Source organism: Candidatus Zixiibacteriota bacterium, from assembly GCA_040756055.1.
Taxonomy (GTDB): domain Bacteria; phylum Zixibacteria; class MSB-5A5; order GN15; family FEB-12.
This window is the reverse complement of sequence record JBFLZR010000009.1, coordinates 1-25,896: the sequence shown is the minus strand read 5'-3', so window position 1 is coordinate 25,896 and position 25,896 is coordinate 1. Positions and strand designations below refer to the sequence as shown.

Here is a 25,896-nt window from a genome sequence, read left to right as displayed (position 1 = left end):
GATTGAGCTGTGCCAGTCTTTGAATATAAAGGTAAGACCCTTGCCGGAGCTGCCGTCAAAGGCGAACTCAAAGCCAATACCAGGGCTGACCTCGAACGGGTGCTCAGGCAGAACCGGATCATGGTAACGTCTATCACCAAGAGAGCCCCTGAAATACAGATCAAGTTCGGCAGCGGTATCAAACGTATCGACGTCTCGCGATTCACCCGACAGTTTGCCACCATGATCGGCGCCGGACTTCCGATGGTTCAGTGTCTTGACATTCTGGCTTCCCAGATGGAAAGTAGAGAACTGGCCAAGATAGTAAACCAGGTGAAAGATTCCGTACAGGGCGGTTCCACGCTTTCGGAGGCCCTTGCTCGTCATCCGAAGATTTTCGACCCCCTTTATTCTAACATGGTCGAAGCCGGTGAGGTCGGCGGCGCTCTCGACGCCATTCTCAACCGTCTGGCGGTCTACCGCGAGAAGGCGGACCAGTTGATTAGAAAAGTAAAAGGCGCTATGGTCTACCCGGCGGTGATCGTCGTGGTCGCGGCCGCCGTTACTGTCGGTATGCTTGCTTTCATCGTACCCGTATTCGCCAAGATGTTCGGTGGACTGAATGCCGAGTTGCCCAAGCCGACCCAGATCGTACTGATGATCTCCAACTTTCTCAAGGCAAACTTCCTTTATTTGGTCGGTGGGGCAATAGGCGGCTTTGCAGTGTTCGTCTGGTGGAAACGCACCCCTGCCGGCGCCCTCCTCTGGGATAAATTCCTGCTGGCGTCCCCGGTACTCGGTAACCTTGTCAGGAAATCGTCGATCGCCAGATTCACGCGCACGCTCGGAACACTGCTCGCTTCCGGTGTCTCGATTTTGGAAGCTCTGGAAATCACCGCCAAAGCGGCCGGCAACCTTGTCGTGGCCAACGCCATCAACAAGTCCGTGCTGTCCATCGCCGAAGGTGATACCATTACCGGACCCCTGAAAGAAACCGGCGTGTTTCCACCGATGGTCACTCAGATGATCTCCGTGGGTGAAAAAACCGGTGGACTCGACGAAATGCTTAACAAGATTGCCGATTTCTACGATGAAGAGGTGGATGAAGCCGTATCGGCTTTGACCTCCGTTATCGAGCCGATCATCATCGTCTTTATGGGTATCGTTATCGGTGGTATCTTGATCGCTATGTACCTGCCGATGTTCGACATCATTGGCAAGATTTAAAAAGCACAGCGGTATTGTACAATTGAATCGATAATAACGGCGCCGCATGGCGCCGTTCATTTTATGACAGAGCAAAACTCGACAAACAAAACCGGCTGGTTTTTGCCTCTCCGGCTCGCGCACTACATCGTACTCTTCGCGGTCGTTGTGTTCTGGATGAAATATCCCCAGTTCATGCGACTCCAGTTCGTACTGTACTCCATCTGTACGCTACTGTTCGGCCTTTTGCTGGCGGCCAGCAAGAGACACCGCCTCACGGGCCTTACTGCCGTCGTTATCAGCCTGCAATTTGTATTCGAGATCGTCATCGAATCGAGCATCATCTTCTCCACCGGCAACGTGAACTCGCCGTTCTCGGCGCTGTTCATACTTACCATAGTAGCCGCGGCTCTGATTTATCGCTTGCTCGGCACGCTCGTCGTTGCCTCACTGGTCTCCATCGCCTACGCCTTTATAATATGGCTCGGTTTGGCCGGCGCCGGCGGAGATCCCGAATTCTCCGTGCGCGCCCTAAAAACTATATTCCTGACCGACGACTCGGCCTTTTACTCGATCTTCTTACACATCCTGATTTTCTATCTCGTCGCCTTCATCTCAGGATACCTGGCCGAACGCCTTAAACAACGCGACCGTCAGCTTGCCGACACCTCGATGGCCCTTAAAAAAGCCAAACTGGAAACCGATGATATCCTCAAGCACCTCAACTCAGGCTTGCTCACCATCGATTCCAGAGGATTTATCATATACTTCAACCGCGCCGCCGAGCGAATTCTGGGCTACGGCGAAGAGGATGTCAAAGGCATGTATTGCGGGGATGTCTTTGCCGAAAGAATGCCGCAACTGGCGGGTTTCCTCATCGATGGTGTCAAAAATCGGATGGAACATCCAAGAGTCGAAATTGATATAATCAATAACAACGGACAGAAAGTACCCCTCGGCCTTTCTACTTCAATCCTCACGGAAGAGGGCAGGGGGATGAGAGGAATAATCGCCATCTTTTCTGACCTGACTGAAGCCAAGAGACTTGAGGCCAAGGTCAGAATCGCTGATCGATTGGCTGCCGTAGGTGAACTCTCTGCGTCTATTGCCCACGAGATCCGAAACCCGCTGGCAGCCATATCGGGTTCTGTTGAGGTACTCAAAAACGATTTGCAACTCGACGGAGAAAACCAGAAGCTGATGACCCTGATAATCAAAGAATCAGACCGTCTGACAAAGATTCTCAATGAGTTTCTTACGTACGCCAGAATCGATCGCACATCCTACAACAAAGTAGAGTTGTGCCATCTGGTTAACGATGTTCTCGAAATCCTGCACCATCACAAGTCCCTCAATGACCGGATTGAGTTGGAATTCGAATCGGATGAACCATTCGTTTACGTTGTGGGCGATGAGGACCTGATTAAGCAGCTTCTTTTGAACCTGGCCACCAACGCCTTCGAGTCCTTCGAGGGAAAACCCGGACGCGTCAGATTCCGCCTGCAGGTGAACAGGCCCCGTGACAAAGTTGAACTCCATGTCGATGACAATGGTCCCGGAATCTCACCGGAGCACATGAAGAAAATTTACCAGCCGTTTTTCTCGACCAAGAAGCAGGGGACAGGTCTTGGATTGTCGATTGTCCATCGGATTTGCGCCGCCCTGAAGCTGAAAATCGATGTTAACTCGCAGCCGGGTCGGGGGACCTCCTTCGTCGTGGAGTTCACCACCTACAACCAGCAGAAAGGGGCTCGGACAGCGGAGCCCAACGCTACCGTCTGTCGTTGAAGACCGGCCGGAAATATGCCCTCATGACTTTCCTCTTGTTTTTTTCAAGCCGTTGTTTAACTTATCAGATTAGCAACAAGATAGAGGGAGATAGAAAATTGAATATACTTCGACTAACCCTGATCGCCCTTGCTCTGGCGATACTGACTGGATGTGGCCCTGCGCAAATATCACCGGAAACAGCGCCGGCTCAAGATAACAAAGAAAACATCGTCGCTACCGCTGACAATTATTACGAACTCACCATGTCTCAACTTACCGCCCTGATGGCGAAAAGCGCAATCGTACCTCACGGAGGTGTGGTGGATACCGCCGAGATTGCCCGGTTTCTCGACAGTGTCGTGGTCGACACCCTCGTCGGCTGGGCCGCTTACGATGTCCGCCTTGAAGATGACTATGAACAGTATCGAATCTACCGGATGAGGTACCACGACGCTCTTATCGATCAGTATTTGAAGGATGTCGTCTATAATCAGGTTGAGGTTGATTCTCAGGAAGTGGTCGATTTCTATAACAGCCGGCCGGATCTCTTCAGCGAGCCGGAAAAGATATTTGTATATCACATCCTTTTAAATCCCAGAGGACTCAAAAACGGGCCCGATTCACTGAAATATCGTTATCATTCCTGGGAGGAAGTAAAACAGGAGACTGCCCGCCTGGCAAAGGAGATCCGGGACCATATCGATTCCAGGGAATCATTCATAGAGGCGGCCCGGAAGTATTCTCATGATACCCTTTCGGGCAATCAGGGGGGAGTGATAGGCTGGGCCGCCCGTGGTGTCTATGTTCATCCCTTTGACTCGGTAGCCTTTGCGCTGAATCCCGGCGAAACCTCCCAGCCGTACGAAGACGACAACGGTTGGCACCTTATCTACGTGGATGACCGGCGTGAAGCCGGCGTGCCACCCCTGAATGAGAGGCAATATATGTCGGCCTGGGTAACCCTGCGCACGATCAAGTCTAACGAACTGGGACAGTCCATCTTCGATACCCTGTTCGCCAATATGAGCCTCGAATACAATGAGCCGCTTTTGGATACGAATCTCTATAAGGTCGATAAACGAGAGTGGCTGGCCGTTGTCAACGGTGAGGATACCCTCGAGTGCAACGACGCCCTGACTGCAGAATACGATTTGAGACTGCAAAAGAAGATCAGCAATACCACGCCTGAACAAAAAAGAGAGATGCTCCGCGGCGTTGCGCAGAAAATCGCCCTGGTACAGCAGGCAAGAAGGCTGAAAGTTGATGAGAACCCCGATGTTGTGGCTGCGGAAAGATTCCTGCGTCATAAATATTCCAGGATCATCGTTGAAAGGGAGAAGAAAGATTTCGGCTGGCAACCGTCTGACAGTATGGTGGAACAGTATTACCAGGCGCATCTCGACGAATTCAGCCCGGAGAAGCCTCTGGTAGTCCAGCACATCATCGTACAGGACTCTTTGTTCGGTGACTTTATTCGCAGTCAGGCGATGTCAGGATATGATTTTCTGGACCTGGCCAAAGAGTACTATCCGGGCGACGAGGACGTGCGAGCCGAACTGGCGGACCTCGGGGAAATTGGCCGAGGCGATGTTCCTGATGCTTTCTACGAAGCAGCCCTGAGAGTCATGGTCGGAGAAGTTACTCATCCGGTCAAGACCGAGTATGGCTACCATGTTATCAAAGTGGTCGAACGACGCGAAATGCTGTCGCTCAAAGACGCCACTCCGCGAATAGTACAGATGTTCAAGAAGCAACATGCGGAGCAGGTCTACCGCGCTTTTCGAGATAAACTATTCGCTAAATATAACGTGCGTCTGACCGGAAACCTGGTACCGGTAGAACTGCCGCCGGTAACCCAACGAAGTTAGCCTGCATGGAAGCGGACAAACACGTGGCTGATGGTAACCAGATCAGCTTCGTTCACGAGATCATTCGCAAGACTACGCACACCGGGGCTCTGATTATTCCCGGAGGGTACTACTTTCTGCAGCTCAGTCGTGAGCAAATGTTGTCAATCATGGTCCCCGTCGCGTTGGCTATGGTCATTATCGATATTTCGAGACTCCGCCAATGGCGCTTCTGGACCGGTTTCGCCAGCAAAATCATCAGACCAATTATCCGGGATCACGAAGTTAAGGGCGACTTTACGGGCGCCTCATATATTCTTATATCCACCTGTCTCGCAGTGGCTTTGTTCGATAAACCCATCGCCATCGCAGCCCTCGTGTTTATCATTATCGGAGATACGTTTGCGGCAATAATCGGCAGGAGATTCGGTAAGCACCGGTTCTACAAAAACAAAACAGTGGAGGGGAGCCTGGGCTGCCTTATGGGCACACTGGCTTCTGTTATGTTATTACCAGATATAGCATTATCCGTAGCTGTCGTCGGTGCGGTTGTCGCCACCGTGATCGAAGCCTACTCCTTTGGGGTCGATGACAATGTCTCGGTTCCTCTTGTCTCCGGCCTCGCCATGACCCTGTTTTCGCGCGCCGTCACATTTTTGTAGATTGTTGTTGCCGTCAAAGCGTATTCTTTGTATAAGAAAGTGAACGCGGGAATCTCAAAAAAACCTCTCCATTGGAGGAATCTTAATGTCTAAGGGCAAGGTCAAATACTTTAACGACACAAAAGGGTGGGGCTTCATTGCAAGTGACGACATTGACCAGGATGTTTACGTTCATTATACCGCGATTAAAATGGACGGATATAAGACGCTGAGAGAAGGTCAGGAAGTCCTGTACGAACTGGCCAGCACCGACAGGGGTTACCAGGCCAGAAACGTTACTCCTCAGTAATAACAAACTCAGCCATTTAGCGAATATTATCGGGCCACCGAATGGTGGCCTTTTTATTGCTCGGCTCGCCGCGCGGCTATTGTGCGGCCGGTTTTTTTTCGTATATTGCGTGCCATGAAAGTAATCGATCTGCGCTCCGATACCGTCACGAGGCCGTCTCCTGAAATGAGACAGGCAATCGCTGAAGCCGTGGTAGGCGACGACGTTTTCGGCGATGACCCGACCGTCAAAGAGCTTGAACGTTACGCCGCCACCCTCTTTCAAAAAGAGGCCGCTCTGTATGTCCCATCCGGAACTATGGGCAACCAGATCTGTCTTAAAGCCAATTCGCGGCGCGGATGGGAATTGCTGTGTGACCGCGAGTGTCACGTGGTCAACTACGAGGTAGCCGGACCGGTGGTTCACGCCGGGCTTCTGGTCAATCTGATAACAACCGAATACGGTATGATCCCCGCTGAGACTGTTCGGCAGTCCATAAGACCGAAAAATCTTCATTGCCCACTCACCAAGATGGTCGCGCTGGAAAATACGCACAATCGGCACGGTGGAACGATCCTGCCCCAACAGGAAATTCTGAAAGTCAGGCAGGTCTGCGACGAGTTCGATCTTGTTTTGCACCTCGATGGAGCTCGTATCTGGAACGCGCACGTCGCTACCGGAATCTCCCTGCCTGAGCTGACTGCACCATTCGATTCGGTCTCCGTCTGTCTGTCCAAGGGCCTCGGAGCGCCTATTGGTTCGCTTATACTTGGATCGGGAGAGTTTATCGAACGCTGCCGGCGAGAGAGAAAACTGTTCGGTGGCGGTATGCGTCAGGTCGGAATCATCGCCGCCGCCGGATTATATGCCATCAAGAATAATATCGCTCGTCTGGCCGATGACCACACCAACGCCAGGCTGCTGGCCGAAGGACTGGATCGGTTGCCATGGTTTAAGGTAGAATTGAAACGCGTTCAAACCAATATCATCGTCGCCAATGTCGCTTCCGGATACTCCGCGGAGTCGGTTCTGGAGAAGATGAAAAAAAATGGTGTATTGGCGGTGCCGTTTGGTCCGACGAAGCTGCGGTTTGTTACGCACCTCGATGTAACACGCGACGACTGTGTCGAAGCGCTTAAACGAATAGAGTCGATTATTTAACCGGCGAAGATAGTCTGGACTGGCTCCTCGCACTGAGATAATCCCCGAGTTTCTTATCTTCCTCGAGAATGTGTGTCTGCCACCAGTCCCTCAAAAGCGCCAGTAGCTGAAACGCCGACATATTCTGGTCCCTTCGCAGCCCCTTAAGCAAATTCACGATAGTTTTGTGAAAAACATAATGCCTGGCGCGATGATCGCTGTAATACGGGAACCCGGCTGACAACATGAGCTTTTCCTCGGCCGCAAAATGTTCGCTCATGTGTCTGACTAACTCGGTTAATACTCCGCCAATTTCGCTGCGACCCGTGCCGCGAGAGATCGACTCCTGAAGACGATTTATCATCGCGAGGAGATTCTTGTGCTGGGTATCGATCTCGTCGACACCCACACTGAGAGAATCATGCCAGGCAAACATCGGCATTGATGCGGTCCCCCAAATCTACGCTCAAAAAACCTGTTGTGAAGCGGATGTCCTTGCCTCCGCATATAATACTAATATTATCGGAATAATATGGAATGTTTTTAGGGTTGTCAGGCTATCTAATTTGTGCTAAGTTAATATCACCTTGTCTCTTAATACTAAGCGAAATAGACAGACTGTCGATTGCTGACTGATGGCAAATAACGCGATAACAATACTCGGCTCCTCATCTGGCCACCCCAAGCCCGACAGAGCCTGCTCCGGATACCTGCTCAAGGCACAAGAGAGCCTTACGCTTCTTGACTGCGGAGGAGGGATAAGCTCGTCCTTTCTCCGTAGGGGTTACAGTTCGCTCGATGTCGCCAGGGTGTTTATCAGTCACACGCACCCTGACCATGTCAGCGACCTGCCGCTTTTTATTCAACTGACCTATCTCGATGGCAGAACTGACCCATTGGACCTTTACCTGCCTTCCGAATTCGTTGGCCCGTTTACGGCCTTTCTCCCTGCTATATACCTGATAGGAAGCAAGCTGCCCTTTGATCTGAACATCATGGGTTACGAAGATGGTTTTGTGTTTAAAGATGAGATCAAGATTACCGCTGTGGGCAACAAGCATCTTCAGGGCAATGGCACTCTCATATCTCAACTCGGCCTTCCCAACAAAATGCAGTGCCACTCGTTTGATATCGAGATTGCCGGTAAATCAGTCTTCTATTCGTCCGACATAGCCTCTCTCGATGAGATCCTGCCGCGGTTGAGAGGCAAAGATGTTGCCGTAATCGAGTCAACTCATATCGATATTGAGAGACTGCTCGGTCTTGCAGGCGACCTTAATGTCGGTCGGTTTGTTATCAGCCACCTGGGTACACCTGATGAGGTAGCAATGATCAATGAAATGGCTACCAAAGCCGGCGTTGACAATCTGGTCACCGCTCTCGATGGCATGGAAATCGAGCTATAGTCGCATTTTAGCTGTAAAGTCGTCGTAGTATTTTAGAATTAGATCCGTCGTGTTTTTCGATTCGAAGATACTGCCGCCGTCGCTGTTGATGCCGCTGAAAGTTGACAGAATGTATTCTACGTCTTCTCGCTCAATTTCATACAGGATAAAGTACGCCGCGTCAAGTTCGGCCATGATTTCCGCCCGCTCTTCGGGTTTCCACTTATGGACCGGTGGGTTAAATCCGGCGGACTCGGCCAATGAAATCACGTCGTTGCTGGTACAGGAGAGCTTCAGCACTCGTTCAGAAATCCACGTCACCAATTGAGTGGATTGCTCCCACCGACATCTGGCGTTATAGAAATCGGGAGAGAATATCGGCAACTGCTCAACAATAAAGAAATTGAGTGTGACCGCTCCGACTTTTTGGCGCGCGCAGAAATCCAAGGGTATAGAATTTAGATTAGCTAACAAACACATTTCCGATAGAGGACCAGCAGACGTTAGTAATACCGGAAAGTGGTTGGTTACAGCGGACAGAGGAATAGATGCGGCAATCATCGTTCGTTGATTGGTTGCACTTGTTATGTCTTTGAACCCAAGTAAATATGAAACGCTACTGCTTAACCGGCTCGTAACCGATTTACTCTCAACCCACCATCTGGGCTTCACGAAGTATTCCGGATTCTGATACTGCGTCAACGACGAAGCGGCTGTCTGCCCCTGTCGCATCCAATTGTCGGACTTCACCACCACGCTTGCGGCTCGGTGGTCGTACATCTGGATCATTTTGGCCTCATAGAGAGGCAGGAAAACACTTTTGCCCTTCTTCCAGATTGGACCAGAACGCTTGTAACCTTGTCCAGCCAATTGTTCCGCTGTATGAAAAAGCTCAGCGTCATTGGTCTGATCAAACATCCTTAGAAAACTTATGCCCCAAGGATTGCCGCCTGACTCGCGAGTCTTGTCTACCAAAACGGGAACACGTTTGTATATGGCCTTCGTTATCTCAGCATCCATTCTCGTGCGGAAGATTGGGCAGGTTTTGGTGTTGGGGTTGAGAAGCCCTATGTCTGCGTTTGATAGAGTAATTCGCTTGTTCGGATTTCTCAGGTCCTCGATTTGATGCGAAAAAAATGAGAACTCAGGTGCTAATTTGGGATTGCCAACGCCAAAAAGCAATATTGAGAACTTAAACCTGCCGTCTACATCAGCGAAAATCTTCTTGCGGTTCTCAAAGTCGTAAAGGCCGCGCAAGCGACCGGTGGATAGCAGTTCGCTGAAGAAATGCTGTGTCGTATAATCCGTGGCAATGCCGGAAGGAACCAGTATGCCTACCCTTCCATCGACACTCACAATATTAGCAGCCAGTTCCGCGAAAGTAGCATACGTATTTATATCGCCTTTGGCTGTGAGGGGGAAACGCCCGGATTTTCTAACGTGAGAAAGGGTTGCCTCCGCAGTCTTTTTGGCGTTTTCGTAACGTTCGTGGAGGGATGGATTCGCCTTTTTTAGTTTGGCAATCAGGGTTCGGCGAGTTGCCGCGCTTACAGCGGCCGCGATATTGGGCTCGATTATGTCAAAAAACTCCCGTTCCTGAAGTTTCATTCTCTCCCAGGGAGGGTTTCCTATAACACAATCGAACCCAGCATTCTTACGGGCGAAAACGGCTGGAAAAGTTGTTTCCCATTCCATCGCGCGAGGGTGGACCTCCGGATCGGTTACGAGGCTGTTTCCGCAGACAATGTTCTGTGAGAGGTCAGCCAGCGTTTTACCTATTTGCGCCGACCTAATCCAGAGCGCGAGTTGCGTGATTTCCACTGCTTCGGGCGACAGGTCCACGCCATACAGGTTATCATTGAGAATGTAATTCGGAATGGCATCAAGCAAATCCGCTGGTGCCGTTGTTTCGTGAAACACAAGTTGGTCAACGACCTCATGATACTTCTCTTCCAGAACATCATATGCGCTTATCAGGAAAGCACCACTTCCACACGAGGGGTCGACAATCTTAATGTCCTTTAGAATACTTAGGCACTTTTGCCAGTATGCCGCATAATTTGCATCTGCTTCGGCAGCAGTCCGGGGATTCCCGTGAATGCCAAAGAGGGATTTCAGGGATTCGAATCGTTCTTCAACGAGCTTTCCAATCGTATTATACGTAATGAACGATGTAAACTCGGGCGGGGTATAGTATATCCCGTGCCGTTTGCGTTCTGCGGACTTAGCCATCTTTCGCTTTTCATCGTCACCGACTATTTCGTTAAACAGCCCGCCAAGCTTTAATCTTCCTATGTCGCTAATTGACTTCTCAAACAAGTGTCCCAGTACATCGACGTTGATTTCGTCTCTGAAGTCATACTTGCCAATGTTGCGGAAGAAGTCGGTCCAATCATCTTCGAGGTCGAGATTGTCAACCTCCATATCTTCCCTGAATAGGCCGCCGTTGTAACAGGAGATATCGCTCGGCTTATGACCCTTATCGATGCTTCTGAAGAGGTTGACGAAATTGCGCCAGCGCGGATTGGTCACCTGCGCAAAAGGAGGAATATCGCTGTGAGCTTTATCAAGCAAGTTCTCAGGCAGCAACCCGCGATCCTCACAAAAGGCGATAAACACGACCCGGTCCAGCAGCTTTTGGGTGATCGATATAGCGTTTTCCAGCGACTTCGAAAGCGGTTTGTTGGTGAGGTGTCGTATGAGTTCCACTCTCTCACGGTGATACGCATCGTAGAGAATCTGGCCGACCTCCTGTTGCTGCTGTTCTGTCTGCCTAAGAAGCGTGTCGGCTCTCGGGGTTTCATGAAAGATAGATGGGACCAGTCCTCCGGAAGCGAACAGGTAGTAGAATTCTTCAAACACTTCGGTTTTGCGCAAGTCCTGAAGAACGAACAACTGACAGGTTTTCGTGGTCTGGTTTCGGTTGTACAGCCGAAAACTGACTATGTTGCTGACAATTCCCCACTGACAGGCGGGTTGTTCATTTAGGTAGTCCCAGCATTGTTGGACAGGCGTACGCCCGTTGAATCGATCTCGGTCGAGGTTTACCTTCGGGCCCTTCAATTCTATAAGAGCGTGGGGCGGGTTTTTTGTGCCGTGCTTAAAGACCCCCAGCGCTGCATCAGCTATCCCGCCATTGACGGAGTATTTCGGTTCAAGCTCCCAATGGTCGGCGTTTTCCGTGAACATAAGGTGACCGAGGGCTTTCCCAAAGATATCCGTCAGAAACTCAGCTTCAAGTTGTGACTCAGATTTAGATTCGAGTTTGCCGCTTTCGTCCAGTTCGGCCCACTTGCATATAATCTGATAGGCGCGATCCTGCTCCTCGCCCTTCAAACGATGGTCGGAGGCGGCTTTGCGGAGGAATCTGGGGATGAACAGGTTTTGTCGTCGAACGCTGTCACCGTAGCGGACTTTGTCCAATTCTGGAAACAACTGACCCTGAGGCTGTGCCATTAGGTTCACTCCCCTGTTTGAGACACTTGGAACATTTACTGAATCAATACAGCATAAGTGTCTAAATCAACAACTTTTATATCACAAATAAGGCCCCGTGTCTTTCGCACGGGGCCTTGATCGAAGTAGCTATTACTTGATTACGAAGTGATCTTAGCCACCATGAAATCACGGTTCATCTTCGCGATGAACTTGACTGAGATTTCCTTCGGACAGGCAGCTTCACACTCGTAATAGTTCGTGCAGTTGCCGAATCCCTCCAGATCCATCTGCGCGATCATCTTCTTGACCCGGTCCTTGCGTTCGGCCTGACCCTGTGGCAGATAGGCGAACTGAGACACTTTGGCCGAGACAAAAAGCATGGCCGATGCGTTCTTGCACGAGGCGACACAGGCGCCGCAGCCAATGCAGGCCGCGGCATCCATGGCCAGATCGGCGTTCTTTTTCGGGATCGGAAGAGCGTTGGCATCCGGCGCGCCACCGGTGTTAACCGAAATAAAGCCGCCGGCCTGCATGATTCTGTCAAACGCTGAACGATCAACAATCAAGTCTTTTACGACAGGGAAGGCCCTGGCCCGCCAGGGCTCGATATAAATCACGTCACCGTCTTTGAAATACCGCATGTGAAGCTGGCAGACGGTAGTGGCTTTCTGCGGGCCGTGCGCTCTGCCGTTAATCATTAGAGAGCACATGCCGCAGATGCCTTCACGGCAGTCGTGGTCGAAAGCGATCGGCTCGATCCCCTGTTGAATCAATCCCTCGTTGACAACATCGAGCATCTCAAGAAAGGACATGTGGTGATTGATATCCTTCGCTTCGTACTTTTCCAGACGGCCTTTATCGTTAGCGTTCTTCTGGCGCCATACATGTAGTGTGAGATTCATTATTTGTAACTCCTTGTTGTCAGTTCCACATTCTCAAAAACAAGGGGTTCTTTATGTAAAGCGGGCTCCTTTCCGTAGCCGGTGTACTCCCAGGCCGAAACATAGCAGAAGTCTTTGTCGTTACGCAAAGCCTCGCCTTCTTCGGTCTGGTACTCCTCGCGGAAATGAGCGCCGCAGGATTCCTGCCTTGTCAGAGCGTCATAGCACATCACCTCGCCGATCTCGAGGAAATCGGCGACCCGTCCGGCAAGCTCAAGCTGCTGATTGAGTTCTTCGTTCGAGCCCATCACCTTGACATCCTGCCAGAATTCCTCGCGCAGAGCCGGTATCTCCTGAAGAGCCTTCTTCAAACCGGCCTCGTTACGTCCCATGCCGCAGTATTCCCACATGATCTTACCGAGAGCGCGATGGAAAGTATCGGGAGAACGCTTGCCCTTTATCGAGAGCAATTTGTTCATCCTCTCCGTCACTTCCTGCTCGGTTTTCTTGAACTCGGGGTGATCCGTGGTAATTTTCGATACACCCGCACGGGCAAAATGATTACCGAGAGTGTAAGGAATCACGAAATAACCGTCAGCCAGACCCTGCATCAGCGCGCTCGCTCCAAGACGATTGGCGCCGTGGTCGGAGAAATTCGCCTCACCCGCGACGAACAGGCCGGGGATTGTGCTTTCGAGGTTGTAGTCAACCCACAGTCCACCCATCGTGTAATGCGAGGCCGGGTAGATGCGCATCGGAACAGTGTACGGGTCCTCACCGGTAATCCGCTCATACATCTGGAACAAATTGCCGTAGCGCTCTTCAATCACCCTCTTGCCGAGACGCTTAATAGCGTCGGCGAAGTCGAGATAAACACCGACTCCGGTCTCGCCAACACCGCGTCCGTCATCGACAACCTCCTTCGCACTGCGCGATGAAATATCGCGCGGAGCAAGGTTACCAAAACTCGGGTATTTGCGTTCGAGATAGTAGTCGCGCTCGTTCTCCGGAATCTGTCCGGCTGGTCTCTTGTCGCCCTGGTTTTTGGGCACCCAGATACGACCGTCGTTCCGTAGCGATTCCGACATGAGAGTGAGCTTCGATTGATACTCGCCGGTGACCGGAATACAGGTCGGGTGAATCTGCGTGAAACACGGGTTGGCGAACACAGCGCCTTTCTTATAAGCACGAAAAGCTGCGGTAACGTTGCAGCCCTTGGCGTAGGTGGCAAGGTAGAAAACATTACCATAGCCGCCCGTACACAGAACGACCGCATCGGCCGCGTGCGAACTGATTTTGCCGCTGACCATGTCGCGCACGACGATACCGCGAGCACGGTTATCAACAACCACGACATCGAGCATCTCCGTGCGCGGGTACATTTTTACTTTACCCAGCCCGATCTGACGTGACAGCGCCGAATAGGCGCCGAGCAGAAGCTGCTGGCCTGTCTGGCCGCGGGCGTAGAACGTACGCGACACCTGGGCGCCGCCAAACGAGCGGTTGTCCAGAAGACCGCCGTACTCACGCGCAAACGGCACACCCTGGGCCACGCACTGGTCGATGATGTTCGTGCTCACCTGGGCCAGACGATATACGTTGGCCTCACGGGAGCGGAAATCGCCGCCCTTAATCGTGTCATAAAACAGTCGAAACGTCGAGTCGCCGTCATTCTGATAATTCTTGGAGGCATTGATACCGCCCTGAGCGGCAATACTGTGCGCGCGGCGCGGAGAATCCTGATAGCAGAAGCAGGATACGTTGTATCCGAGCTCCGCCAGCGATGCCGCCGCCGAGGCGCCCGCCAGACCGGACCCGACAACTATGGCTGTATATTTTCTCTTGTTCGCGGGATTGACCAGCTTCATCTCGAAACGGTGCTTATCCCACTTTTCTGCCAGTGGCCCCGAAGGGATTTTGGGATCAAGTTTCATCTAGTGTCCTCCTCCCGGCAGTGTTACGAATTTCAAAAGTACGGCTACCGGCATCGAAGCGTAGCCGATAAAGATTACAACCGCGAAAAGGTTGCTTAAGAACTTGAGCTTGGGGAGAATTTTATCATTGTTCCAGCCCATCGTCTGAAAAAACGACTCCGAGGCGTGACTGAGATGAAACGCCAGCAGGAACATAGCCACGATGTAAACACCGGAAATGATATAGTTGCTGAAGCCTAAAATCACCATCGAATAAACATCATGCCGACCAAGCGGATCCTCAAGATGAGAGTACTCCGGGTTCGTCGCTATCAAAGTAAAATGAAGAAGGTGATATACGATAAAGAACAGCAGCAACAGACCGGTGTATATCATTGTCCTCGATGAGAGAGAGGCCTGCACGGTATCCTCGCGGCGATACGCGACCGGTCGAGCGCTGCGGTTCTGAAGCCACAGATAAGCGCCGTACCAGATGTGCAATACCGCCAGAACCGCCAGGACCAGTCTGAAGCCCCACTTGATTGCCCCGAGCGATTGGAGAGTCTCGGCGTATTTATTGAGCTGTTCTTGCCCGATAAATAGCTGAAGATTCCCAATCAAATGGACAATCAAAAAGCCGATCAGGCAAATGCCGGTGACAGCCATCAGGACTTTCTTACCGACAGAGGCTGATATAAAACTGACCGATGATTGAGTGGTTACCATTTGATTTAACCCTACGGTAGTCATAAAGTTTGAATCCTTTTTGTTGTAAATTGTGAAAATACGCACAAGCGACCGTATGGTCAATGAAAAAAATGGGATGCACACGCGCAGGGGCGCTTTACATTGAAGATATTTTGAATCATGAGTTTAGCCATGATGCCGAAATTAGATAGAAAAGCCGGCTCGAACCAACCGCACAGGTGTATAAGGCCAAAGACCACGCGGGAAATTAGGTTTGACATATGCCCGCTGATATGATATGTTCGCATTTTATCGAGGGAAAATAGTTTAACTTTCTGAGGGAGATATGCATGCGTAGATTCCTATTGTTACTCGCTGTTTTTGCTGCCGCAACTGTGCTTGCCGGGTCCGCTATGGCAGCCGGTATAGCCCTGAAAATCTCCGGGCCGGGAGCTGTCAACGACAGCACCATCAAGGCCGGGGAAAAGGTGTCATTCGACCTGTATTTCGAGAACGATACCGTTTTTACCCTGATTAACGTCGGCTTCAAAATCACTTCGCCGGATATCGCGGCCGTGACTCACGTGGCCGACAGCGGCAAGGGCAGAAACGTGATGGGCGATGTCAAGGCCTACAACGGCTTTCAGGACAACTCCATCTTCGATATGGGCGGGCTTCACGTTGTCGAGACCGACTGGGACGGTAAGCTTCCCGAACTGATCGGCTTTGGCGCTCTGTGTGTCCAAAACACATATCAGCCGCACCCGATGCAGAAGAATATCTCGATGGATATGATCTTCAAAACGCCGGGTACGGTGGTTGTGGATTCGGCATTCTTCCCGCCGCGGGGAGTGTGGATGTTCGCCGCGCCGAAAGTGTCGCCGACATGGCCCGGACCATACAAATTTACAGTCGTTGAATAGCGACTGTTAGATTATCAAAGCCCGCCGGATGGCGGGCTTTTTTTTCGCTGCAGTTTTGCGAAAGGCCACGGGCTGCCGTGACCAACGGGTGTCCGACAGGGGAGAGTCGTCAGTCAAAATTTATCAGAATCTATGCAAACGTCTATTTGACGTAAATCAGCTTGATAATCTGCGATTCGCTGTCGCCCTGCAGGCGAGCGAAATAAACACCGCTCGACTGCGGCATGCCGTCGGAATCGGTACCATCCCAGTAAGCGAAGAAAGTCCCGGGGGCGAAATTGCCCTGCGCCAGCACCGCAACTTCCTGCCCGAGGATATTGTAGACTTTCAGGGTGGCGTGTTGACTCTGCTTGATTTCGAACGATAACCGCGTCTCGCCGTTGAACGGATTCGGATTGTTCTGGTAGAGTACCAGCGAAGACGGCACCGGCTCGCTCGTCGAAGCCGTGGCCTGAGTCGCGGGCGCGTTTATATCGAAGCGGTAGACCAAAACCGTATCGCCGGAGCGCCCGACCATGTTTAATACCGATGGATTGCTGTAGGTTTCAAAGAAGGTAACATCGGAAAGCTTTCGGCCCAGATAAGTCGAATCGACAACATCGCCATTGGAGTAATCCAGAAAGACCACATGGTCATCGCGAAGCATTCCGACCAGAAGGCGCTTGTCGGCATAGACGTGCTCGAAGCGGGCGTTTTCGATTTCGGTGTACCACAGTTCGGTGAGGATGCCGCCATCGTAGCCATAGCAGGCCACATGCGAAGCAAGACGCGAGTGCATGCTCAAAAGATCTTCGGACAACCCCTGATAGATGATTTCTTTCTTGGGTGTCAGGTCGCTGAAGTCGCCGGTGAACAGGGCATAGGATATTCCCTGCTCGGTTTGCTGGCTGCCGAGATTGGCCGCCAGCGTATCCTGGAAACTCAGCGAGGTCCACTTGATCTGCCCGATATCGGAATTGCCGAAAGCATCGGGGAAATTCCAACTGTAAACATAATTTTTGAACGCGAAGAATTCTTCGGTGATGTCGCCGGTAACATCGCCGCTTCGGATCTTCGTCACCGCGGCCCGCATCATCTCGGTCTTGAGGTCAGCCGAGTAAAGGATTGTGGTCGGGGCGATTTCGCTCGATGATCCCATGCCCGGCGAGGAATCATCGTACAGAAGCGCTGTCTCAAACCACAACCCCTGCACTGTTCCATCGGAGGATCGCTTGAGCGAGATATTCTGTGACTCGACCGCGCTGAGTTGGCCGAAGGCGGTGAAGCAATTCGTGGGGATGCGTTCGACCAGGAGACCATCGGGGAATATTCTCACCAGTCCGATAGAGGGCGTCTCACTGTCGCGGTTGAGCAGCACGTACACATAAAGCGTGTCGCGTTTCGGGCTGTAGTAGTGGACTGTTTTGGCGGGAGTGCGGCTGAAGTCGATCGTGATGAGGCTGTCGCGCGTGAAATCGTCTATGATAATGCGGTTGTTGTTTTGGTCGCAGTAGATAAATCCGGCGTGCTGCGCCGCAGCATCCACGATAGGATCGACACACGCATAGTTTTCCGCGCCGCCGATTTTTTCGGAGAAAATTATCTCGTATGGAGCGGCCCAGACGGTGGAAAACGATAGCAATGTCAGAAAAAGGGTATTTAGCAATCTTACCATAGGCAATCCATGTTACATCGCTATATAGAATACGCACTGAAAGCTGTAAAGTTTTAACAGTTGTTTGGGCGCATTTTTCGCATGACGGTCTGTTTTGTAAGGCTTTGGTTGACAACGGTTTAACGTTGGGCGCGAAAATATCATGTATGTTTGTGTCTCCGTTTGGGTTATGGGGATTTGGCTTCGTTTTGATATTTTTGTGTTTAAGTCACCCCCGCCTCTTATCGTCACCCCCGCCTCTTATCGTCACCCCTGCCTCTTATCGTCACCCCCGCCTCTTATCGTCACCCCTGCCTCTTATCGTCACCCCCGCGAAAGCGGGGGCCCAGCGAGTAGGGCAGAACCCGAAGCGGTTCTGCCGTTATCATCGCGTTTCGAAATTGGCTTTGTTCCGTTATTTTTCAGGGATCCTAAAATCATGTTTTCCCTTCCTAACTGTTTTTTTCGTCGATATTTACCGCCATTTCTGAAAGCCAATTGGATGCACCATATTTGGCCTTGTGCCCGGTGAACCTTCAGATTCTAACCTTGTGCCCGGTGAATCTTGGCCTTGTGCCCGGTGAATCTTCAGATTCACCGGGTCCATGTTCGTCATCTCCGCCACGGCCCCACCTCATACCTACCGATCCCGCCCGTCTTTTTACACCGATGTTGTTGGAAAAATGCGGGGGGCACTGCTTAAGCATATTTAAACAGTGCACTCAGTGAGTGCACAATTGGGCTGGAGCTTGACAGCAATAACCGATTAAGTGCATTTACGAGCATGATTTCGTAACTGTCGAACACGCTGGAGCTTGACAGCAATAACCGATTAAGTACATTAGACCCCGGCGACGGCTACCAGCAAAATATGCTGGAGCTTGACAGCAATAACCGATTAAGTACATTACCACAGTGCGTTCATCGGCCTGTCCAGCCGCTGGAGCTTGACAGCAATAACCGATTAAGTACATTACCATTGCGGCCCGTAGAGACGCATACGGAGCTGGAGCTTGACAGCAATAACCGATTAAGTACATTGCGCCTATCATAAGATCGTGGTCTCCCGTTGCTGGAGCTTGACAGCAATAACCGATTAAGTACATTTGTTGCGCAGATTGCGCAGCAGGGCCAGAGCTGGAGCTTGACAGCAATAACCGATTAAGTACATTGCTACGGTTGTAGCGCAGATGCCGGAGCCAGCTGGAGCTTGACAGCAATAACCGATTAAGTACATTGGCGCGGTTCAACTCTTTAATCGTCATATTGCTGGAGCTTGACAGCAATAACCGATTAAGTACATTGAGCCGCCTTGATTTGTTGAGTTCGGCTTTGCTGGAGCTTGACAGCAATAACCGATTAAGTACATTATATTCCGGCGCCGGCATCCGGACTTACGGTGCTGGAGCTTGACAGCAATAACCGATTAAGTACATTAGAAAAGAAAACCAAGAAAAACGCCAAGAGGCTGGAGCTTGACAGCAATAACCGATTAAGTACATTTTTTGGTAATGACTTATAGAGTATTACTTTGCTGGAGCTTGACAGCAATAACCGATTAAGTACATTTTAGCTTGTTAGCCTTAACGCCGGAAAACGGCTGGAGCTTGACAGCAATAACCGATTAAGTACATTCTCATCGTCATGGCTGTCATGTTCGACCAAGCTGGAGCTTGACAGCAATAACCGATTAAGTACATTGAGTGGGCACACACATTCCTTCTTAACCGCGCTGGAGCTTGACAGCAATAACCGATTAAGTACATTCCAAAGACCGCTATGTCTTCATCGGGTCGCGCTGGAGCTTGACAGCAATAACCGATTAAGTACATTTGTTGAAACGAGTGGGGAATGACATTCAAAGCTGGAGCTTGACAGCAATAACCGATTAAGTACATTACACAATACAAATACTATCCAATGGGTAGAGCTGGAGCTTGACAGCAATAACCGATTAAGTACATTCAATAGGGTCAGCGTCAAACGCGCCAGATTGCTGGAGCTTGACAGCAATAACCGATTAAGTACATTGTTCCAACATAATGGCCATCCGTGATTACCGCTGGAGCTTGACAGCAATAACCGATTAAGTACATTTAAACCCCTTGTTAACGCTTGTTTAACAGGGGGTTTTGCTGTTTCCCCTGTCAAAAAAGTAGTAATTGTTCGGGTGGTTTTTCGGTCTGCGCCCGTTTTTTTCCGAGAAATACCTGCATTTTTCCGAATTGATGATCGGTTACGGCCAGCAGACGCACCTCTCCTTGTGGCGGGAGTGTCTTTTTTAGCCGCTCCCGGAACACCGTTGCCCGTTCCTCGCTGTTGCAGTACCGCGAGTAGACCGAGTACTGAAGCATTGTGAATCCTTGCTTCAGAAGACTTTTGCGGAAGTTGGTGTACTGCCGTCGAGCGGCGGGACTATCGACAGGCAAATCAAACATCGCAAACAGCCACACAGCTCGGTACTCCGAAAAGTCACGTCTTCGCTTTGTCATTTCTGAACTCCGGAACGCAAAGCTTTTGCTTTTTGCCCTCGAGCATTGAGAGCAGAGAGCCGGCCAATCGGGATGTACTCTCAAAGATTGACAGATATTCCTTTTTGACGCGGCATTTCGCTGACATCAGCCCGGAAATCAAAATTGATTTGGAGTCTCTATCCAGGTCGACGCCCGGACCAAAGTCGCCAACAAGGCGGTGGACGATTTTATCCACACAGGGGCGATATGGCTCCATGAGATCATCGGCGAGGCAGAAGGAATTGTAGCGGTTGTGGTGATGTATACCCAGGCAGGGGTGCAGCCCGGCGGCGCAGACGGCGCGGGAAACGATTCCCCTCAGAATGGCATAGCCATAATTCAATAGGCGATTGATATCATTGTCTGCCCCCGGCACGCGTCGGAATTTTTCGTCGAACAGAGCGGGCCAGTAGCGGCGGGAAGCGAGAGCCTCAAGGTTTCCGCTATCGCCGGACTGAACTTGAGCGGCGAGGCGGAGCAGGCCGCTGTCGCCGCCGTTGAGCTTGGCGAGAAGGCAGCCCTGCGCCCGTATTTTGGCGGAGACAATTTGCTTCCAGGCGTTCTTCTTGACGGGCAACGAGGCGCCCGCCTGTATGGCAAAGCGTTCGGCCTGAACGAAGTTCCCGTCAAGCGGGAGGAGCATGCCGGCGGGCATCCGTCTATCATTACAGGAGATAAATATGCCGCCTGAAGAGCATATGCCGCTCAAAACTGCATGCGTATAGTGCACGGCCGGGTGGGATACAATCAGCGCCAGGATATCTTCCAGCGGGACAGAATCTTCCCTTTCAGGCCGCCTGATAAGAAGTTGCCCGAGGTGAACGCTCAACGATGCTGCTTCTTCGGATAAGTCGATAACTCGTTTTTCCATTTCCCCACTGTCTATTATCGACAGATGGAGAGAGCATCTTTAGCGGGCCGAGTTGCTCAGTCATTGGCGTTTCGAAGGTCACCCACGGGAGTCACAAATAGCTTTTGGCAGTGTAGTTTCCGCAGTACGTCAGGGCTGGCCGACCTTCCCGCCCTCGATAGTCTGGACTCCACTCTTGCGTCAGAAAGCAACATCCAGCGAATATTGCCGCTGCCTGAACTCTCGATCGACCGAATCACGCAACGAACTCGCGTCCCTGGGTCGTCTTTGCTGTCGATCTCGATTACTTCGCCGTTTGCTAGCGAAAAGGCAAAACGACGGTTTTCCCCGAAATCACGCTGCACGATTGGCGCCCCGTTTTTCCGTCTCAGATAAGCCTCGTACATGCTGACAGCGTGACCTTCCCATTTGGTGACAGCGCCGGAATCGTCGGTTACGGCGACAAGTTCCATGTGGTGGTTTGTGTCGGACTGCACGTGACGGGGAGTTTTTTCATCGCCAACATTGAAGGTAGCCAGCTTGAGGCGAACCCGGACCTTATGTATCGGAATTTGTGCGCCATTCCCGGCCGTGAGCGCGGGGTGATTGGCGGTATCTTTGAACGCTTTGGCGGGGTTGGGTTCGCCCAGCTCCTCCAGTTTGTCAACCACACATTGCCGAACCCTTTGATCGGCGATGTTGGTGAGGTCACGGGCGGACAAGGAAGCCAGCGGCCTTCGCAGGTGCACGTACTCAAAACCGTCGTCAGCCACATATGGTTTTCCGTAAATGGTTTCCTCGTGAAGGGCGCCACGTACGCGTTTCGATACGCGGTGAGAAACCACAACATTTTCTATCCCCAGTCGCACATCATCGAAGAAAGACTTCCACGGCGGATCGATTGGGGCGAAAAACCGCCGTCGTGCTTCAGGAGCGCGTTGTGCGGCGTCGGAGAGGCGTTTTACTGCCGATGCTTCCGTCAGGGCAGTCACGACGGCATCGACAGCATGATGGCGGTGGTCGTCGCGCGATTTGCCGGGGCCGTCGCCGAGAATGCGGTTGAGTTGCCATTCGCTTCGCAGATAGGCGGTCACAGGGCCGCTTGTCGCCTGAACCCTTCTTACACCGGAAGCGTCAATCCCGTCGCCATCGATTCCGCCATAAAGAAGGCCGAGATACATTTTTGCCCACCGGGAAGCCCAGCGCGTGTCGTTCAATTGTCTGTCGGTGAAGGAATTGATGAAGTCTCGAAGTTCCTGCCCGTGCAATTTGAAGCGGCGGAGTTTTTCTCGCGCCACATTACCTTTGAACCCATTGACATGGGTTAAAATATCGTCCCACTTTTCCGTGCCGGCGTAAGCCTCATGCGGCGTCTTGTTTCCCTTTACCCTCCTGTTCTCCGTGACACAGCAGAGAGTCTTGTTTGTGAACGAATTATCCAGACAACGGCTAAAGGGTATTATGTGTTCGATATCGAATTGCGGATGCGAGCCATAAAGGGCGCCCATGCTGATTGATTTTCCAGTGTAGGGACATGTCCAGTCGCACTCTTCCGCAAGGGCGAATTTTAGGAGATCATCGGGGCTCGGATCTTCAATCTCGAGTTCCTTCAGAATCACCTCCGCGGCGGCCTTGCGCTCGTCCTCTTTGGCGCGCATCCGTTTGGTGGTGTCGCCGCGTTGTTTGGCGCTCTGGCGAAGCTCTCGCGCCAGTTCAATGCGGATAAAATCCGGTCTTCCATGGCGGGCTATCAGGCTGTTTACGACTCTGCGCAGTTCTGTGAGGGTGCGTTCCACGATGGGATTGCGGAGGGTTGGCATATCGTCGCTGTCGACCGGGGGGAGAAGGTTATGCGTCGCTTCTTTCCGTTCCCATCGTTCGGGATAGCGCTCCTTTATGGCAGTCTGAAGCGGCAAGCCTTTCTCAAGTAAGGGCAAGAGTTTGTGAATAGCCTGACGAGAGAAGGCACAGTAGCCTTCATCCAGCCGCATTTTCAGCATGGATTTGGCGGAGTCCTCATCGAGTGCCCAGTGCGATAGCGCGCGTTTTTTCAGGGTCTCATCATTGACAATGCTGCGAACATCTTCGACAGCCTGTTCTCGCCCGCAAACCGACATTTCTGACCATTGCTCGGCTCCGAATATCTTGCGCATTTTTGCCGCGGTGCGATTGCCGGGAATTCTTTTCTCGCCGCCTTCCTCAAGATTGAATTTAGACGTTTTCGAGAGTTGAAGCAGCTTGCGAATTTTCGGGAAAGTCATGTCACCATCATTTTCAAGAGCCTGCAGCAGCGTTGCGTGCTCCGCTTCGGTGAGGCCGCGTTCCTGAGTGTCGCCATCGTTGCGGATGATCAGGTTGTTGACCGTCTGTATATAGCGGAATCGCTGGGCTTCGAGTAAGGCCCAGGGCGCTCTTTTGCGCCCGGTCTCAAGCTCGCATTCGCCTATCAAGTGCTTTTGGCTCTTCAAAGGCCGTTGATGGAAGATTGCCCGATGAACTTCTTTGCGGAAGTCCTCGTCCAATAACTGTGGATAATGCTTAAATTGAGCCTCCCAGATGAGCTTGAACTCATCGTCATACATTTTCCGTGATGTATAGCAATCGCGAATGCGGGTCTGTTTCGGATCGAGGCCCGCAAAATACTCGCCGAGGGTTCGTGCTCCGGCTGCCTGCATTTGCCGGTCAAGTTCGCTTATGGCGCTTTTAACCTCGCCTTCTTCTTTTTCATCTTTTGGCGCGGATTTGCGGTTACTCAGAAAGCCTCTCCGCTGTGCCATATGATACAGGGCACGTCCCAACTCAAACTCGCTGAGTTTTTCGTCAAGCGCTCGTGCCCGTAGTTGATAGGGCGAACCCAGGTCTTTGTCCAACTGCAAAAAAAGATTATGGCGTGTGTGGGAATCGGCTATATCGCCGTCGGGCAGCAATCCCTTGCGCTGCAGCGCGCTCGCGAGCTTTATCAGCCGACGGGTGTGGCGTTCAAGATGGCGTCTTCGCCCGCGAGCTGCGCGCCTGTCGGCGTTGCGCGATTTGCCTTTGCCGTCGGCTTCGAGACCATCGAGTCCGGCGGAAAAAATCCGGACGCCTGTGTCTACCAGCGTGTCCGGTGAGTTGTCATGTTGGCCGATTATGGCCCAACCAATGGAATTAGGCCCCAGGTCGAGACCCAAAATAGTACGGAATTTGTGTGAACTCCCCATGATAAAAATCCTCTTGACAAGGTGATCGGGAATGAATAAACTGGATATGAATGTACTTAATCGGCGATTGTTTGTCAACTTCCAGTAAGAGACAATCGTCTCGTAGGTTTGGCTCTACGGAGCCCCCAGGTCCGTTCCAGTAGCGGACCTTTTTATTTGCCCGCTACATTTTCCCTACAACATCATAGCAAAATGCATCCGCGGACTCCTGTAATAAAACCATCAAATCAAAAGGATTCCGTCGGGTCACAATTCCGGCAAGCCGGAATCAAGACCCAACGGAACAAGAGATTACAGGAGGGATTATGTCCGCAAAAAAGAAATCATCAGCCAACCGTCAGGTGGCGCCCCCCGAACGGGCAGATGGGGGATCCCGCGAAGCGCGGGACCGCGCACTAAAAGGGGCTAAGTCGAGGGTCTCGAGTCGATCCACCGTTCCCACAGCAAGCTGTGGGGCACCCGCGGAGACAAAAGACAGCACCAAAACCAAAAGCAACCGCCAAAACGCCCGCAAATCCACCGGGCCAAAAACACCACAAGGTAGAACCAAATCATCCCAAAACGCCGTCAAACACGGCCTCTATGCCAAAACACTCGTGATCGACGCCCCGCGAAAAACCGAAAACAAACAGGATTACCTCGATCTGGTCGAGTCGCTCTTTAAAGACCTCGAACCGCAAGGCCATTTCCAGGAAGACCTCGTGTACAAAATCGCCGAGTGTATCTGGCGACGGCGACGGGTAATAGCCGCCGAAACGGCCAAAATCCGGGTCCAGCTCGACGAAATCCACGAAAACACTATCCGCTCCTGCGAGCGATATCTACACCGGCTCGATGACGATGATCCCGATGACGCCGCGCGGCTCGAAGAGCTTGTCGAAACCAAGATGCGCGATCTGATCGATTTGAAATCGATCCCCGAAAGCAACTGGGCGGTCCTGTTCCAGCGCTACGAAATGCGATTGGATCGTCAGTTGACGCGGGCGTTCAAGTTGCTCAAAGAATTGAAACAGATGGATGAGTTCAAAAAAGAGCGCGATGGCGACCCGCAGAAATGCGGATGGGTAGGGGGGTGCGCCTACCATGTGCCGGTGCACGGCCAAAACGAAACATACCGCCCGCCGCGCGACGACAACGAGGTCGCCGAACGGGAAAAATTGTGGCCGACCGAAGAATCTCAACGCGAGCAATGCGGCACCGAAGCGGGACAACGCTCCGGCGTTGTGCCCGACGAGTCTTCAGACTCGCCGGAGACAATCCCTTCGTACGCGACATGCGGAGGCTCCAGGTGCTCTGCAGGCCTCGGGCGCTCTGTAGGCTCACGCCGCGGCGTGAGCCTACAAGAGAGCGGCCCCGACCGTGATAAACACCCCAAATACGCCTACGATCTATCCGATGTGCCTCTGGCGGGGGAGGAGGAAGGAGATAATTGCGAGGTACCCCACCTAGAGCGTCAGCGGCAGGTGGGAGATGATGGTACAAACCCAGAACATAGGTTACAGTTTAGACTCATGACATAGGTAACACTTATAATACGGTACAAATCAAGGAGGATTGGTTGTGCCGTGGAAAGAGAGCTGTGTCATGAACGAACGGATGAA

Annotated in this window: 18 protein-coding genes and 1 CRISPR repeat array; of the genes, 9 read left to right on the top strand and 9 right to left on the bottom strand. The window is 51.8% G+C overall.

What is annotated here, in order from left to right; all coding sequences use genetic code 11:
* Positions 1–9: 9 nt before the first annotated feature.
* The 6 genes from AB1483_13440 (at position 10) to AB1483_13415 (ending at position 6,893) form a co-directional block, all read left to right on the top strand.
* Complete coding sequence (locus tag AB1483_13440) at positions 10–1,206, top strand: type II secretion system F family protein (GenBank protein MEW6413454.1); 1,197 nt, start codon at positions 10–12, stop codon at positions 1,204–1,206.
* 63 nt (positions 1,207–1,269) lie between these two features.
* Positions 1,270–2,973: an ATP-binding protein gene (locus AB1483_13435; GenBank protein ID MEW6413453.1), complete on the top strand. Its 1,704-nt coding sequence runs from the start codon at positions 1,270–1,272 to the stop codon at positions 2,971–2,973.
* Between the two features lie 98 nt (positions 2,974–3,071).
* Complete coding sequence (locus tag AB1483_13430) at positions 3,072–4,823, top strand: peptidylprolyl isomerase (GenBank protein ID MEW6413452.1); 1,752 nt, start codon at positions 3,072–3,074, stop codon at positions 4,821–4,823.
* 5 nt (positions 4,824–4,828) lie between these two features.
* On the top strand, positions 4,829–5,464 hold the full coding sequence (locus tag AB1483_13425) for a hypothetical protein (GenBank protein ID MEW6413451.1): 636 nt from the start codon (positions 4,829–4,831) through the stop codon (positions 5,462–5,464).
* An 85-nt stretch (positions 5,465–5,549) separates the two neighbouring features.
* Positions 5,550–5,753: a cold shock domain-containing protein gene (locus tag AB1483_13420; protein ID MEW6413450.1), complete on the top strand. Its 204-nt coding sequence runs from the start codon at positions 5,550–5,552 to the stop codon at positions 5,751–5,753.
* Positions 5,754–5,867: 114 nt separating this feature from the next.
* Positions 5,868–6,893: a GntG family PLP-dependent aldolase gene (locus AB1483_13415; GenBank protein ID MEW6413449.1), complete on the top strand. Its 1,026-nt coding sequence runs from the start codon at positions 5,868–5,870 to the stop codon at positions 6,891–6,893.
* On the opposite strand, the gene AB1483_13410 is transcribed toward AB1483_13415, so the two are convergent.
* A complete protein-coding gene (locus AB1483_13410) occupies positions 6,886–7,314 on the bottom strand; it encodes a bacteriohemerythrin (GenBank protein MEW6413448.1) in 429 nt (142 codons plus the stop codon). The two genes, AB1483_13415 and AB1483_13410, sit on opposite strands and share 8 nt — an antisense overlap.
* Before the next feature lie 193 nt (positions 7,315–7,507).
* Here AB1483_13410 and AB1483_13405 point away from each other — a divergent pair, with 193 nt between their 5' ends.
* Complete coding sequence (locus AB1483_13405; GenBank protein MEW6413447.1) at positions 7,508–8,278, top strand: MBL fold metallo-hydrolase; 771 nt, start codon at positions 7,508–7,510, stop codon at positions 8,276–8,278.
* Here the strand turns inward: AB1483_13405 and AB1483_13400 are convergent.
* The 4 genes from AB1483_13400 to AB1483_13385 all read right to left on the bottom strand — a co-directional run bounded on the left by AB1483_13400 (position 8,273) and on the right by AB1483_13385 (position 15,215).
* A complete protein-coding gene (locus AB1483_13400) occupies positions 8,273–11,713 on the bottom strand; it encodes a DNA methyltransferase (protein ID MEW6413446.1) in 3,441 nt (1,146 codons plus the stop codon). The genes AB1483_13405 and AB1483_13400 overlap by 6 nt on opposite strands.
* Before the next feature lie 140 nt (positions 11,714–11,853).
* Positions 11,854–12,597 carry a succinate dehydrogenase/fumarate reductase iron-sulfur subunit gene (locus tag AB1483_13395; GenBank protein ID MEW6413445.1) on the bottom strand — a complete coding sequence of 248 codons (744 nt, stop codon included), beginning with the start codon at positions 12,595–12,597 and terminating at the stop codon, positions 11,854–11,856.
* Positions 12,597–14,510, bottom strand: coding sequence for a fumarate reductase/succinate dehydrogenase flavoprotein subunit (locus AB1483_13390; GenBank protein ID MEW6413444.1), 1,914 nt, complete (start codon positions 14,508–14,510; stop codon positions 12,597–12,599). The genes AB1483_13395 and AB1483_13390 overlap by 1 nt, the downstream gene beginning before the upstream one ends.
* Positions 14,511–15,215: a succinate dehydrogenase cytochrome b subunit gene (locus AB1483_13385; GenBank protein MEW6413443.1), complete on the bottom strand. Its 705-nt coding sequence runs from the start codon at positions 15,213–15,215 to the stop codon at positions 14,511–14,513.
* A 311-nt stretch (positions 15,216–15,526) separates the two neighbouring features.
* Here AB1483_13385 and AB1483_13380 point away from each other — a divergent pair, with 311 nt between their 5' ends.
* The gene (locus AB1483_13380; protein MEW6413442.1) at positions 15,527–16,099 is read left to right on the top strand and encodes a hypothetical protein; all 573 of its coding nucleotides are present in this window, start codon (positions 15,527–15,529) and stop codon (positions 16,097–16,099) included.
* Between the two features lie 142 nt (positions 16,100–16,241).
* Here the strand turns inward: AB1483_13380 and AB1483_13375 are convergent, their stop codons facing one another.
* From AB1483_13375 to cas9, 4 genes are all read right to left on the bottom strand, one after another.
* Positions 16,242–17,753 (bottom strand): T9SS type A sorting domain-containing protein, encoded by a 1,512-nt coding sequence (locus AB1483_13375; GenBank protein ID MEW6413441.1) that lies wholly within the window; start codon positions 17,751–17,753, stop codon positions 16,242–16,244.
* Between the two features lie 720 nt (positions 17,754–18,473).
* Positions 18,474–19,829: direct repeats of the CRISPR family, unit length 36 nt; unit sequence GCTGGAGCTTGACAGCAATAACCGATTAAGTACATT.
* 50 nt (positions 19,830–19,879) lie between these two features.
* Entirely contained in the window at positions 19,880–20,185 is a 306-nt protein-coding gene (cas2, locus tag AB1483_13370) for a CRISPR-associated endonuclease Cas2 (GenBank protein MEW6413440.1), read from the bottom strand.
* Positions 20,186–20,204: 19 nt separating this feature from the next.
* Positions 20,205–21,116 (bottom strand): type II CRISPR-associated endonuclease Cas1, encoded by a 912-nt coding sequence (gene cas1, locus AB1483_13365; protein ID MEW6413439.1) that lies wholly within the window; start codon positions 21,114–21,116, stop codon positions 20,205–20,207.
* 56 nt (positions 21,117–21,172) lie between these two features.
* A complete protein-coding gene (gene cas9, locus AB1483_13360; protein MEW6413438.1) occupies positions 21,173–24,295 on the bottom strand; it encodes a type II CRISPR RNA-guided endonuclease Cas9 in 3,123 nt (1,040 codons plus the stop codon).
* 305 nt (positions 24,296–24,600) lie between these two features.
* Here cas9 and AB1483_13355 point away from each other — a divergent pair, with 305 nt between their 5' ends.
* On the top strand, positions 24,601–25,815 hold the full coding sequence (locus tag AB1483_13355) for a hypothetical protein (protein ID MEW6413437.1): 1,215 nt from the start codon (positions 24,601–24,603) through the stop codon (positions 25,813–25,815).
* The last annotated feature ends 81 nt before the right edge of the window (positions 25,816–25,896 follow it).

Coding starts and splice junctions, on each gene's coding strand:
- AB1483_13435 (MEW6413453.1), top strand. CDS start 1,270: ATGACAGAGCAAAACTCGACAAACAAAACCGGCTGGTTTTTGCCTCTC.
- AB1483_13425 (MEW6413451.1), top strand. CDS start 4,829: ATGGAAGCGGACAAACACGTGGCTGATGGTAACCAGATCAGCTTCGTT.
- AB1483_13420 (MEW6413450.1), top strand. CDS start 5,550: ATGTCTAAGGGCAAGGTCAAATACTTTAACGACACAAAAGGGTGGGGC.
- AB1483_13415 (MEW6413449.1), top strand. CDS start 5,868: ATGAAAGTAATCGATCTGCGCTCCGATACCGTCACGAGGCCGTCTCCT.
- AB1483_13410 (MEW6413448.1), bottom strand. CDS start 7,314: ATGCCGATGTTTGCCTGGCATGATTCTCTCAGTGTGGGTGTCGACGAG.
- AB1483_13405 (MEW6413447.1), top strand. CDS start 7,508: ATGGCAAATAACGCGATAACAATACTCGGCTCCTCATCTGGCCACCCC.
- AB1483_13400 (MEW6413446.1), bottom strand. CDS start 11,713: ATGGCACAGCCTCAGGGTCAGTTGTTTCCAGAATTGGACAAAGTCCGC.
- AB1483_13395 (MEW6413445.1), bottom strand. CDS start 12,597: ATGAATCTCACACTACATGTATGGCGCCAGAAGAACGCTAACGATAAA.
- AB1483_13390 (MEW6413444.1), bottom strand. CDS start 14,510: ATGAAACTTGATCCCAAAATCCCTTCGGGGCCACTGGCAGAAAAGTGG.
- AB1483_13385 (MEW6413443.1), bottom strand. CDS start 15,215: ATGGTAACCACTCAATCATCGGTCAGTTTTATATCAGCCTCTGTCGGT.
- AB1483_13380 (MEW6413442.1), top strand. CDS start 15,527: ATGCGTAGATTCCTATTGTTACTCGCTGTTTTTGCTGCCGCAACTGTG.
- AB1483_13375 (MEW6413441.1), bottom strand. CDS start 17,753: ATGGTAAGATTGCTAAATACCCTTTTTCTGACATTGCTATCGTTTTCC.
- cas1 (MEW6413439.1), bottom strand. CDS start 21,116: ATGGAAAAACGAGTTATCGACTTATCCGAAGAAGCAGCATCGTTGAGC.
- cas9 (MEW6413438.1), bottom strand. CDS start 24,295: ATGGGGAGTTCACACAAATTCCGTACTATTTTGGGTCTCGACCTGGGG.
- AB1483_13355 (MEW6413437.1), top strand. CDS start 24,601: ATGTCCGCAAAAAAGAAATCATCAGCCAACCGTCAGGTGGCGCCCCCC.